Here is a 13870-nt window from a genome sequence, read left to right on the forward strand (position 1 = left end):
GCATATTGATTTTTGTCCGCATTTTTTCAGTAAATTCACAGCAGATAAAAGTGCGGTCGAATTTTGTGTATTTTTATCGTGTTGCATAAAAAAACAGTCGTTTCTGTTATTGTAAGACAATAAAAAACGACTGTTTTATACTTGCCGGCAGACATTATTTTTTCTTTTTGCCTTCGACTTTAATATCTTTATCATGAGCCCGGATAAAGGCTTTGGTTTCCGCCATTATCGCCTGCACGCGCGGGTCTTCCCAGCGTACGATCTTATCGTTTTCATCCCGTTTATCCGACCAAATCATCACACCGTCCGTATATTTATAGGTAATTTCCAACATTTCACGCCAGGTTTTCGGATCGATAAATTGCTTGAAATATCCGCTTTTTTTAGCCGAATAATATTGCGGCCAAATATAACCGATAATTTTTTTATTCGGATAGCGTTTTTTAATTTCCTGTACGGTGTGGATGACGTCTTTCTCCCAAGTCGCTATGTCCGGATTCACAATATACAGTACGGGATTAGCATAATCCGCAATCACGCCGGATTTGTTACGACGTTTATTGAACTCCTTCCATTTATCAAGGGAAACCTGATAAGGCACATCGCCGCGATAGAATCGGATAACGCTCAAAGTTTCCGTCGGCAAACCGTAATTGCTGATAATGGCGTTAGGATTCTCATTTTTAAAAATATTGAACATCAGCTCAAAATCACGCTTTAATTCTTCCGGCGACAATAATTGGCCGCCTTTATTACCAAACCAGGATTCAATATCCGTAGAAATGACGGTATATCCTTCCCGATGTGAACGACGGGCCAATTCTATAACTTTTTCCAGATTTAATACGCCGTGTTTTCGTTTGCCGGTCGGATCAGGCTTCACCAATTCGGATTCATAAATCAACATGGCTCGCGAAATTTTATCCGCTGTCAGATCCTGCGGTTTGCCCACGTAATCCATCATGTCATAAATAGCAAAATCTTTTGCCGACAGGGTAAACGTCGCCGACATTATGCTCAATGCTACAACCCATTTTACTAATTTTTGCATAAAATTTTCCTTTTTTCTTTTTCCCTTAAATAGTCCCGCATTTATTTGTCTGAGTTTAAAGCGAAAATCCGGATGTACTGATTTAACGGTATGTAAACGGAATAAAAACTATAATGAATAATCCTAATAAAACTGTTAAAAAGTGCGGTCGAAAATTCAAAATTTTCTAAGCGCTCAGCAAACAGGTTAAATTCTCACTTATCATGTGATAAAAATGCCGTTTGAAAAAATTCAAACGGCATTCAAAATTAAGCGTATTCGTTCCGGAAATAATCGCCCTTGTTTACGGCTCGAGGTTTGACACCGTTTAACACAAACCCTTTAATCTCCACACCGGCATTATCGAAACGTTCCCGGCTGGCTTCGATTTCACTCACCGACGTTTGCTCGAAACGTCCGATTAACAAGGTAATGTCCGCATGCTGCCCCACAATCGCGGCATCCGTAACACTGAGAATCGGCGGCGCCGTAACAAGTACCGTATCGTAATGTTGTGCCGCCCAGTCCAGTAACTGTTTACAACGCGATACGGATAATAATTCCGAAGGCGCATCGGATCGGCTTCCGCAAGTAATCAAATCAAAACGGCTATCCAAATGCCGTACACCTTGCTCAAAAGGTATATTTTGTGCCAGCAGCTCGGATAAACCCATATTATTTTCTACTCCCAGTATATGGTGTAAATGGCTATTGCGCAGATCAGCATCAATTAATAATACTTTTTTATCCGCTTTAGCCAGTAAATCGGCAAGATTGGCTGTGATGAAATGTCTGCCGACGCCGGTTGAAACGCCGGAAAGCAGCACGACCCGTTTATTAGATTCGGCTAACATAAAGTTTAGCCCGGTTCTCAAACTTCTCAGGCTTTCCAGTGAGAAATCATCGGCATAGCGATCCGACAATAACCCCTCGCCTATCCGGTTTCCGCCTTTGCTGCGGGATAAAGCCGATTGTTTCTTGGAAAACGGTACGCTTGCATAAGTCACTAATCCGGTTTCCGAAACTTCGGATACGGTGAGAATTCCGTTTTGCAAGATCGATTTCAAAATTACACCGCCGCTTCCCAGAAGAAAACCGACAATTGCCGTCAGCACCAGAATAATCAGCTTACGCGGAGCCACCGGTTTAGGCAAGGTTTGCGCTTCATCCAAAATACGCACGTTTCCGACCGCACCCGCCTTGACCACATCTAGTTCCTGAATTTTGTTGGATAATTGCGTGTAGATTTGTTGGTCAACCTCAAAATTACGGGTCAAACGAACCGTATCTTTTTGCGTTTCAGGTAAAGATTCAAGTTGTTTGGTTAAACGCGCTTTCTCATCCAGCAACACCTGACGTTGTTCCAATAAGGCCACATAATTAGGGTGACGTTTGGTGAAACGCTGGGATATTTCGCTTTCTCTGATGGTTAATGCGTTTAAATTTGAATCTAATTGCACCAACGTATCCAATACGGATTTAGCTTCCAGCTCTAAATCAACGGACGCTTTCTTTTGGCGGTATTCGTTTAACTCATTCTCGGATTTGGTTAATCTGTCACGCACTTCCGGCAGGCGTTTTTGTAAGAAAGACAAACTATTACTTGCTTCCGCCGAGTTACGCGCCGTACTGTGTTCTAAATAACTTTGCGTGATACTGTGCAAAACCTTTTGAATATATTCAGGATCTTCGCCTTTGAAAGTTAATTCGATAACACCGGTTTGTTTGCCTTTCTCATCCGCTGTAACGGCTTTTTGCAAAGCCTCCACCAATTCAAGTACATCGGATTTTTCCATTTTTTTCAGACTGAAACGTTTTCCGGATGAGCCTTTCAGTTGGCTAACAAGGATTTCAATATCCTGATTATCATATTTTTCGCCGACTACGCCGTTTAACACGAGCTGTTTCTGCTCATCCAAAACGGAATATTCATTTTCATTGGAACCGATAACTAAAGTGTACTCTTGTGCATCTTCCCGTTTTGGCACAAAGCGGGCAACCGTAATTTCCGGTTTGTCGCCCATCAGTTTTTCCACCGCCTTACTGAAAAAAGGAATAGGATAAACCGGTGAAACTTCCGTTGTCAGATTCAAATCCTCTACGGCTTTTGACACAATCGCTCTGGATTTAATCACAGCGATCTCGGTACCTGCGGTAGATTCCTGTTCGAAAATACTGGAGAGTCCTTGTAAAGCACCACCTGTGTATTTTTCTTCTACCTGAACGGACGATGTCGCCATATAAATTGAAGGTGCCAACAATGAATAAACCAGTCCCAGCCCCGCACACAGTAAAGTAGAAAGAAGAATGATTCGTTTCTGATCCCAAAATAAACCTAACAGTTTCGTCAGGTCGATGACATCATTTTGTTTTTTACTCATTATAATAAAACCCTCAGTTCAGCTTTTAGCACTTAAAATTTGCAATACCTGAAGAAAAACCTTCATCGGATAAATAGTTTTCAATGAAGGTTCTCCCAGGAGGAGAACCTCAGATATTTTCCTTTATGACAAATAAACTTCATCAATATTTATATGTTTACTTTTTTATTAAGGCCATGTTCTGATTCGTAATACGCCTTCGGTTAAATCGTTAAATCCGCTGATAGTCGGTACCACTTGTGAGATCACGCGGTTCCAGCGGGAAACCGGTGCTGTCGTAACATATACGACGTCATGCGGTTGCAAGTAGAATTCCGTACCTAAAATATATGCCGTCGGATTCGTTACGTCTAACTGATAGATATTGGCGACTTTTTCAATTTTCTCACCATTATTATCCTGAACAAACTCTTGTTTTCCGCGTTGACCGCGAATTACGAAAATACCCGTCGCATCGGATGACAATTTGTCGATACCGCCGCTGGCACTCAAGGCTTCCGTTAAGGTCATACCGTTACGCCCGATAGTAAGAAGCTGCGATTGGACCACTTCGCCCACCACAAAAATCTTCATGGTATCGTTGCGCGGTATATGCACAATATCACCGCTTTTCAGCAGTCGGTTTTGAGTTAAGTCACCGCGTTGGATTAGCGCTTCCACCGAAATCACTTCATCCCGTCCGTTTCTGGTCAGCGTCACATTATGCCAGTTAGCATTATCCGCTAATCCGCCCGCCTTATTAATTGCATCTAACAATGTCAAAGGCACATTTGTGATAAATTGTTGGCCCGGCGATTTTACCTCACCCGTTACATAAGCTTTTTGCGACTGGAACGATGCAACATTTACTTCAACCTGTGGTTCCGCAATATAATTAGATAACGCCTTAGTTAAACGACTGCGGATTTGACCTACGGTTAATCCCGCTACTTTGATATTGCCGGCATAAGGATAGAACATTGTGCCGTTCGCATGGACCTGGTTGCCCGCTTCCGCCGACGAACGATAAGAACCTGCCGGTGTAGTTAATTCCGGATGATCCCATACGGTAACATTCAAAACGTCACCGACACCGACACGGTACTGATAATTTTTCAGTTCGTTATCCAAACTTAAATTAGACTGTGCCGATGCATTAACCGGAGTTAAGGTTTTTAATAATTGAGGCGTGATGAGATAAGCATCAATAGCCTTCGCTAAATCAACATTTTTCCCTACAACCTGCGCAGGTCTCTGCGAGATAGGCGATTTATGACTATCAGGCAAAAACACGGAACAGGATGATAGAGACAATCCCAGTCCGGTTAACAATAAAGATTTAATTAATTTATTCATATTTAATCTGTAATAAAAGTTAATCATCCGAATGCTGTTTGGTCCAAACAACATCCGCAAGCTCACTGACAGGGTGATAACCTGTCGGTGCATTTAATAATAAACGGCGAACCTGTTCGCAATCATTATTATCACAAGCTTCTTCAAGTTGTCTTATCAACTCTCTCAGTTTATCCGGCGGTAAGTAATCTTCTTTCGCCGTCATAATCCGTTCGTGATATGTCTGTTCAACGTTATCATCACCGATTAATAACTCTTCATAAAGCTTCTCTCCGGGTCTTAAGCCGGTAAAACGAATCTCAATATCACCGTTCGGATTGTCTCCGTCTTTTATGGTTAATCCCGAAAGTTTGATCAGATTTCTAGCCAAATCAACGATTTTAACGGGTTCGCCCATATCAAGAATGAACACGTCACCGCCTTTAGCCATAGCGCCCGCCTGTATCACCAGCTGAGCCGCTTCGGGTATCGTCATAAAGTAACGAATAATTCTCTTATCCGTTACGGTTATCGGTCCGCCCTGCGCAATTTGTTTTTTGAACAACGGAATAACCGAACCCGACGATCCCAATACATTACCAAAACGCACCATAGAAAATAAAGTATGATGCGCACTCCCCTGTTCTTGGGCAAGCGCTTGCAGACAAAGTTCTGCAATACGTTTGGTGGTTCCCATCACATTGGTCGGTCTTACCGCCTTATCGGTAGAAATTAAAACAAAGGAATCCACATTAGCTTCGATCGCGGCTTTCGCCGTATTATAAGTGCCGAATATATTATTCTGCACCCCTTCAACTACATTATATTCAACCATTGGTACATGCTTGTAAGCCGCCGCATGATATAACGTCTCAACATTGAACGCTTTCATGATTTCAACCAAACGCTGCTTGTTTTGTACATTACCAAGCAATGGCAGAATTTCCATTTCGACCAGGGATTCTTTACGAATAATACCTCTCAAATCCTGTTCTATGGCATAAAGCGCATATTCCGAAATTTCAAACAATAACAGAGTCTTAGGCTGGTTACGGATAATTTGTCGGCACAATTCGGAACCGATGGAACCGCCCGCTCCGGTGACCATTACAACTTTGCCCTGAATATTCTTGCTGAACAATTCCGGCACCGGATCTACAGGTTCGCGCCCCAGTAAATCCACAATATCCACTTCTTTAATATCCGAAATATTGATTTGCCCGTCTACCAGTTTAGTAAGACTCGGCAATTCCATAATCCGGCGATGAGATTGAGACAAAAATTCCACAATTTCATTTTTTCTGGCTCGGCTAATGGAAGGTAACGCAATTAAAATCTCGTCGATTTCATAACGTTCAAGAGCGTCCAATGCCGCCTTTGCAGAATAGATTTTTAAGCCGCCGACCCGTCTGTTTCTCAGATTTTTATCGTCATCAATAAAAAATAACGGTAAATGTTCGTCAGATCTCAGCAAGGTTTGAACCACTTGTTGCCCGCCGATACCCGCACCATAAATAGCAATGCGTTTGCTGGTCACCCGAGGATTTAAAATATATCTTACGGTTAAGCGAATCGCACTACGGCTGAGCCAAATCCATAAAAACATCATAAACCCGAACATGATGGCAACTGATGCGGGGACAAATATATCTGTAAAATGTCCTAACAATAATAATCCAATCACCGTCATGACCGATGCAATTAATAATCTGACAATCAGCGTTTCATTAAATGTCCGGATAACAAAATGGTACACACTGCACACAAAAAGACAGGCTACCGCAAATAATGAAATCCAAAACTCACCTAAATAGAAGTTTGGCACTATTTCGGCAGAAAGATCTAATAACCGCAAGGCATAACACATCCATAACAAGACCGGAAAAACAAAGAAATCCAGCAACATAAGGCCGCAGAGTTTTATCCATCTTGATGCAATTACCAGACTTGCAATAAAAGACTTCATAATAATTCACTATCCTATTTGTTTTCCGATAAAGCATGAATAACCTGAGTTATCGCCGCACAGGTTTTAACCAGGCTGTCCTCGCTAAGGGTCGGATGAACTAAAAACATTAAACTGGTTTCACCCAGCGATTTTGCATTTTGTAACGGTTTTGCCGGACGCCAAGGCGTATTATCAAAAGCTTTTTCCAAGTAAACTTCAGAACAGGAACCGCTGTAACAAGGCACACCTTGCTCATTAATAACCTGCATAATACGGTCTCTCGACCAACCTGCCGGCAATGCCTGCGGGTTAACCTGTACATAGCATTTATATGCCGCATGTACGTAATCCTGATTTGGTCTGTACACAGAAAAATACGGGCTGCCATCAAAAGCATTCAGAATACGTTCCATATTGTTAATACGTTTTGCAGTCCAATCCGCCATGCGGGTTAACTGAATTCGTCCGATTACCGCCTGAACCTCCATCATCCGCCAGTTAGTGCCGAATGAATTATGCAGCCAGCGGAAACCTGGCGGATGTTGTTTGTTGTATACTGTGTCAAAATCTTTGCCATGGTCTTTATAGGACCACATTTTATTCCACAAACCTTTATCGTTTGTAGTGACCATGCCGCCTTCACCGCCTGTCGTCATAATCTTATCCTGACAGAACGACCAGGCCGCAATATGCCCGATGGAACCAGCCGATTTACCTTTATACATTGCGCCGTGCGCTTGTGCACAATCTTCAATCACATAGATACCTTTTTCTTTTGCTAAATCCATAATCGGATCCATATCACACATCCAACCGGCTAAATGCACACAGATAATCGCTTTGGTATTCGGCGTTAATACGGCTTCAATGGTTCGACGGGAAATTACCTGAGAATCCAATTCCACATCCGCAAATACCGGATTAGCACCGGCGGTAACTATTGAACTGGCGGATGCCAAAAAGGTGCGTGAGGTTACAATCACGTCGTCACCGGCACCGATATTTAATGCTTTTAAGGCAAGATCCAGCGCCACCGTGCCGTTGGTTAATGAAACGGCATATTTTGTCCCCACATAAGCGGCAAATTCTTTTTCGAATTCGCGGCATTCGGTCCCCGTCCAATAATTAACCCGATTTGATAAAATCACGCGGGAAACCGCATCAGCCTCTTCCTGCGTGAACGACGGCCAAGGTTCGAAAGCAGTATTTAACATAATAAACCTCTTAATATATAAAGTTAAAAATCTAAAAACGTCGGTAATTCCGACCAATCCGACATATAAAAGTGCGGTCGAAATTCTTCAAGAATTTCAAAATCCTGTCTGTGGATATTGGTGCCGCGATCCTTTAAACAAATAGTCTTCCAGCCTAATTTATTCGGTGTTACAAAATCTTTTTTAGGGTTATCTCCTATATAAATGTAATCCCGGCAGTGAAGCGCATCCTGAACCAGTCGGTAGTTATTTAAACTGGGTTTCTCACTGCCGACTTCTTCCGAAATCACGATAAAATCCAGCAAGGGCTCAATTCCTAATGCTTTCACTTTATTTCGTTGCGTCACGGAGCGCCCGTCCGTAATTAAAGCAAACCGGAAATCCTCTTTAAGCCGATTCAGCTGATCCGCCACATGGGGAAAAAGCCTAATCTGCGGAACATGAAACCTGTACCAATCCAGTAAAGTTGACAAATCGACATCATATTGCTCAACCAAGTACTGAAAAGCGTTTTCACCGCGATGATACAATTCGACCAGCCTGTTAAATAACGTTTCACTCCGTTCCGGTGCCAAACGAGACGCAATATGCTTATAGGCGGAATACAGAAAATCGATTTCCGCATAAAGCGTATCGTCCAAATCTAAAACCAACGCTTTATTTTTCATAATGATGAGCCAGTACTTCCGCGTCATACCGCAACATTAATAAATCCGCTTCCCAGTCGTCGAACGCCGGAATCGGCTGATTAAACAAATATTCCTGAATCAACCAACGAGGATAATTGGCTCCCGCCAGATAACTCAACGGATAACCGCCGCCGAATCGCGGATTAATTTCAATGCCAAGAATTTCAGCGGTGGATTCCTTATAAAATACTTGGATTGTTAAGCAACCGCGCGCCCCCGGTAAACGAGACAATTTTTCCGATAATTGCGTCACGATGGCATTTTTTCTGGTCACGCCTTTGTTAATTTCCCCCGCTCTGACAAAAATTCTCTTTCTCGGTACCGCACTTTTCAGTTCGGAATTTTTATCAAAATAACAATCCACGGTATATTCGTCGTATTCCGCCGGCGAAATATATTGCATAAACATTAATTCGGGATTTTCCAATTGCTCCGGTGAAATATCTTCCGGTTTCTCCGCCACAAAAATCCCTTTACTTAAACTACCATTGTAAGGCTTCACAAAAACAGGATATTCAAATTGACCTTTTTCAAACTGCTTCGGTACAGCAATATTATGTTCAATAAACAGTTGATTGGTTAATCGTTTGTCACGACATTTTCTGACGAATTCCGTATCACTAACGGAAATAAAAATACCTTTTTCTTTAAACCGTTGCAGATGTTCGCTTAAAATAAGCAATTCCGTATCAATAGTCGGAATAATCAATTTCACATTATTTTCTTCACAGATTTTAAGTAAGGTCGGAATATAACCCGCATCCGTGACCCGGGGTACTTGAAAATGTCCATCAGCCACATAGCAGGCCGGCGCCAGCTCGGGATTTAAATCCACGGTTAACACTTTTCCGTCGCTTACTAACTGCGATAATTCCTTTTTAAACGCCTGAACGAGAGAAACACGTTGTCCGGCCGATGTAACAAGAATATTCATGATTTTTTATTCCCTTCAAATTTAGGCATGGTGGCATCGTCTGCCGCATTAATATCGTCTTTTGCGATCACTTTTTGGATGGTCTTTGCGATAATTTTCAAATCCAGCCACAAGGATTGATGTTCAACATACCAGGCATCCAATTCAAATTTCTGCTCCCAACTGATGGCATTGCGACCGTTTACCTGTGCATAACCGGTAATTCCGGGTTTCACTTCATGGCGCTTAGCCTGTCTTTCGTTATACAGCGGCAAATATTCCATCAGTAGAGGACGCGGTCCCACCAGACTCATATCACCTTTTAATACATTCCAAAGTTCCGGCAACTCGTCCAGACTGGTAGCGCGCAACATTTTGCCGAAAGGTGTTAAGCGCTCCGCATCCGGCAAAATATTACCGTTTTCATCTACGCCGTCTTTCATTGTTCTGAACTTAATCATCTCAAAGGGTTTACCATGTAATCCGGGACGGGTTTGTTTAAATAACACCGGTGATCCCAAATTTTGTTTTACCTTATAAGCCACAAACAAATACAAGGGCGAAAACAAAATCAATGCTATCAATGCGACAACAATATCGAAAAGGCGTTTTATCATGAAGATCTCCTACGACCGACCAATTTGGGGCTGACAAAAGTACCGTTTTTCACCAGAACCGTATAAACTAAAACCAGGAAAAGCGGATACCAGACTAACGGCAGTCTTAATATGGAAGACGGCACCCAAACGATCCAACAAAAATTAATAAAAACAAATAAAATAAATATACGTTCTTTCCACGCCAATAACCGAGTATTCATTACATAGATAATTGAATTTAATAAAAAATATATAAATGCTAAAAATGCAAAAATGCCAAATGCCAAATAAAGTTCTATAAAGAAGCTATGCGGATTGGTATAACCCAAAGGGAAACTCAACTTTATTTGATCGAAATACTGAATGTAGTCCCGCGGTCCGTAACCCAACCATAAAATTTTAAAATTATCTAAAAATGTCGTATAAATTTCCGTCCGATAACCTACGGACTTATCATCACCCATAGAAAATATTACCAATGAAAAACGTTCAATCGGACGTTCCAGCCAATCAATTTTGGCGAGCAGAATAAACACTTCCTGTAACCAAGAAAGATTAAATATAAATAATGCGATCACGCAGGCGAAAAACAGATATACCGCCTTAAAATAAGCAGATGCGTTTAAAAACAAGATCAGCATCAACATAATCAAATAGCTCAGTAATACCGAACGGGAGGCACTGATCACAATAGCTAACCCCATAATAAAAATAAGGGCATAGCCGATTAACTTAATTTTCCAGTTGTTTTCTCTGATGATGTAAAAAAATCCCACCGCCACCGCAAGAGAAATCATAATTACGGACTGGTCATTGGTATTAAAGAAGAACCCCTTAAACGCCTTATCAGTTACGGTTAATTCTTCATTACCCGAAACCAACTGGAACCCCAATAAAGCCTCAATAAAAAAGCCCGCCAGCACAATTAATGATATTCCCAACAAAAGGTGCCTAATCCCTGCTTCTCCATCACCCCGGTTAAACGTCAAAAAAGAATAATGAAATAAAAACATCACAATTCCGAAGAAAAACAAATCAACTAATTTTTCTGTAGAAAACGCATTTAATACCGATAAAAAGCCGAAGAAAAACAACACGTACACCGGAAACTGTAATTTAAAAAAATCAGTTTCCATATCCCTTAAAAAAGGGGTTATTACCGCTAAGAAAAAGAACAAAAAACACAACGCACTATCTAACCTCGGCACTCCTATTTGTGTCGATAGTGCGGGAGAAAGTATCACCAGTCCCAACGCAAAGAGTAATAGCAACTTAAAAATGCTGATAACATTAATATTCATATCAAATAATATTTTTGATTAATTTCTCAATTTCTTTATAAGAACGCTCGCGCAGAAACTTCTCTTTTGCCAGCGATAAATTCACTTGCGACATTTTGTCTAAAACCGTTCTGTCTTCGGCCAATTTATTCAACGTCTCAGCCAACTCCCGATAATCTCCCGCCGTATATTGAATTCCACCGCCTTTCGCCAGTAGTTTTTCCACTTCAGGATGTTTCTGACAGCTTACAATCGGTAATGCGCAACAGATATAATCGGATAATTTATTGGTGATACTGCCTTCCGATGAGGCCTTTATTGCATTTAACGCTACATCGGAATCCGCCAGCATCCGCATTGCCTCACTGTAAGGGTGGACACCTAAGAATTTCACATGCCCGCCTAATTGGTGATTCAACGCCTGCAAAGAAGCCTCATGAGGCCCCGTACCAATAAACCGGATTTCCACATTCTCGCTACATAACGGTGCGGATCTGACTACCGTTTCTAAATCATAACTGCCCGCCATGGTACCTAAATAAGTAGCCGTCAATTTATCGGTAACTTTTTTATCCGTCGATTTAGTAAATAAAAAATCTCCGCCGATATAGACCGCACTTTTTAGCTCATCCGGCAAATGATTCACATCCGCTCGGTTTAAGTAGGTATCCGAAACCGCTACTAAGGCATCCGCATAGCCGTATGTTTTATTGGCGTAGCGGGTGATTGGTTTCATCAACATCTTACCTATTGAGGTAGAAAAAAACGCAATAGGTCCGGAAATCGCTTCCGGCCACACATCCTGCACATCAATAATTAATTTAAAATTCTTACTTTGCTTATACTTACCTAAAATATAATTTGTTTTAATTAAGGGATAAGCGGAATAAACCAAATCAATTTTTCTGCGGTAATTTTTTAAAAAATCTTCAAAATTACGGCAGAACCGATGATGGCTGATTAAGCGTTGAATACTGACATTTTTACGATAACCCGGCTCATCCAGCAAAACCACATTAACATTATCCAGTACCGGCGTCTGTTCGCGGTGTTCCTTTAAGAAATGGCAATATTTACTTGTCAGCAATGTCACATCAAATTCCGCCGATAATAATTTGGCTAGATAAATAAATCGGTTCATGCCCATTTCATCGGGGAAAGTAACATAAGGTGCAACAATCAAAATATGTTTTTTATCTTGCATTTCTTAATCCTTTTATAAAATTAATTACCGTGCCGAAATCCGATATTCTCGGAATAATATGTAAAAAGGCCCGGCTTTGCGTCACCTGATTGAAAGCAATTAAACGCAACACCAAATCCATACTATAAGCAATGGAGGTGGCAACAGAAGCACCGATTAATCCCCATAACGGGACAAGGCATAAACTGAGTGCCGTATTAATCCCGAATACCCAGTAAGAATTCTTCAGGTTTAATTCGGCAAAACCCCGGGCCGCAAGATCGTTGGCTAAAATTCTTGAAGGCGTCCAAGCCAAAATTCCAGGTAGTAACAACAATATTACGTATACCGCTTTATCATATTCCACGCCAAATAAAATTCTGACGACAATAGAAGACAAACAAGCAAATGCGATACCAATAATCAGTGTCACAATGAATGTTAGTCTGGCACTGTCTAGAGTAAGTTTTGCCACTTCTTTCTCATCGCCACCCTCGCCTAATTTATTGGACAAACGGGGAAGCAATACCGTACTTACCGCCTGTGAAGGAAGCCATAATTTTTCCGCCAGTTGCATCCCGACCGAATAAATACCGACAATCACCGGCGTGGTGAAATAACCCAAAATCAATAATGAAGAACGATAATTCAATAAAGTAATAATGTTACTCAAATGAGATTTCAGACCGTAACCGATAAAGTCGGAAAAAAAACGTTTTAAGGAACAAGTTTCTACTTTTATAAGCTTCAATATAATTCCGAGTAAAATAAAAAAACTGATCCAGTGGCTTAAAACATAAGCGGTTAAAATTGAGCTGACATTATCCGATAACAATATCGCCACCATTGAAACCACAAAAATTACCAGTGGTTGGGCGACACAAACGATATTGAACCATTTAAAATTCTGCACCGCCTGAATTAAAGACGGTAATACTGTAAAAAATGTCTGAGGCAATAAAGAAGCCAAGGCTAAATACAATAAATTCACCGGCACTTCATTAAAAAAATACTGCCCGAAATAATAAACCACAACGCCTAATATCAAACTGGTCAATACCGACAAGCCGGATAAAAAAATCAGGTTTGCATATAACGCTTGATTCTCATTAATCATTTTTCGTCCGATTGCATAGATATTAATGCTTTGCAGTCCGAAAGTAATAATTTGAGAAAACAATGTAGGCAGTAATATGGCTAACGTATATTGCCCCATCTGTCCGGTTCCCAAACCTCTGGCAATAACAATTAGAGTAATAACCTGCAGAATACCTACTAAAATCTGTCTGACAAAAACCGTCGATATTAATCTGACCATA

At 41.1% G+C, this 13870-nt stretch carries 11 protein-coding genes; all 11 read right to left on the bottom strand.

All coding sequences use genetic code 11. From position 1 onward, the window contains the following. Positions 1 to 154 precede the first annotated feature (154 nt). The 11 genes from MS_RS06745 to MS_RS06795 all read right to left on the bottom strand — a co-directional run bounded on the left by MS_RS06745 (position 155) and on the right by MS_RS06795 (position 13869). Entirely contained in the window at positions 155 to 1051 is an 897-nt protein-coding gene (locus MS_RS06745) for a hypothetical protein (RefSeq protein ID WP_011200657.1), read from the bottom strand. 248 nt (positions 1052 to 1299) lie between these two features. Next, positions 1300 to 3411: a polysaccharide biosynthesis tyrosine autokinase gene (locus tag MS_RS06750; protein WP_011200659.1), complete on the bottom strand. Its 2112-nt coding sequence runs from the start codon at positions 3409 to 3411 to the stop codon at positions 1300 to 1302. A gap of 168 nt (positions 3412 to 3579) precedes the next feature. Continuing rightward, positions 3580 to 4746, bottom strand: coding sequence for a polysaccharide export protein (locus MS_RS06755; protein WP_041640212.1), 1167 nt, complete (start codon positions 4744 to 4746; stop codon positions 3580 to 3582). 19 nt (positions 4747 to 4765) lie between these two features. Further along, positions 4766 to 6691 (bottom strand): polysaccharide biosynthesis protein, encoded by a 1926-nt coding sequence (locus MS_RS06760; protein WP_011200661.1) that lies wholly within the window; start codon positions 6689 to 6691, stop codon positions 4766 to 4768. 14 nt (positions 6692 to 6705) lie between these two features. Continuing rightward, the gene (locus tag MS_RS06765) at positions 6706 to 7887 is read right to left on the bottom strand and encodes a DegT/DnrJ/EryC1/StrS family aminotransferase (RefSeq protein WP_041639847.1); all 1182 of its coding nucleotides are present in this window, start codon (positions 7885 to 7887) and stop codon (positions 6706 to 6708) included. 23 nt (positions 7888 to 7910) lie between these two features. Then, positions 7911 to 8555: an HAD family hydrolase gene (locus tag MS_RS06770; protein WP_041639849.1), complete on the bottom strand. Its 645-nt coding sequence runs from the start codon at positions 8553 to 8555 to the stop codon at positions 7911 to 7913. Then, on the bottom strand, positions 8545 to 9510 hold the full coding sequence (locus MS_RS06775; RefSeq protein WP_011200664.1) for an ATP-grasp domain-containing protein: 966 nt from the start codon (positions 9508 to 9510) through the stop codon (positions 8545 to 8547). Before MS_RS06775 ends, MS_RS06770 begins: the two co-directional genes overlap by 11 nt. After that, positions 9507 to 10106 (bottom strand): sugar transferase, encoded by a 600-nt coding sequence (locus MS_RS06780; RefSeq protein WP_011200665.1) that lies wholly within the window; start codon positions 10104 to 10106, stop codon positions 9507 to 9509. Before MS_RS06780 ends, MS_RS06775 begins: the two co-directional genes overlap by 4 nt. After that, positions 10103 to 11029 carry an O-antigen ligase family protein gene (locus MS_RS06785; RefSeq protein ID WP_226977679.1) on the bottom strand — a complete coding sequence of 309 codons (927 nt, stop codon included), beginning with the start codon at positions 11027 to 11029 and terminating at the stop codon, positions 10103 to 10105. The genes MS_RS06780 and MS_RS06785 overlap by 4 nt, the downstream gene beginning before the upstream one ends. Before the next feature lie 361 nt (positions 11030 to 11390). Continuing rightward, the gene (locus tag MS_RS06790; RefSeq protein WP_011200667.1) at positions 11391 to 12572 is read right to left on the bottom strand and encodes a glycosyltransferase; all 1182 of its coding nucleotides are present in this window, start codon (positions 12570 to 12572) and stop codon (positions 11391 to 11393) included. Then, complete coding sequence (locus MS_RS06795; protein ID WP_011200668.1) at positions 12562 to 13869, bottom strand: oligosaccharide flippase family protein; 1308 nt, start codon at positions 13867 to 13869, stop codon at positions 12562 to 12564. Before MS_RS06795 ends, MS_RS06790 begins: the two co-directional genes overlap by 11 nt. Position 13870 lies beyond the last annotated feature (1 nt).

The organism is [Mannheimia] succiniciproducens MBEL55E, assembly GCF_000007745.1.
In the GTDB taxonomy this organism is placed as follows: domain Bacteria; phylum Pseudomonadota; class Gammaproteobacteria; order Enterobacterales; family Pasteurellaceae; genus Basfia; species Basfia succiniciproducens.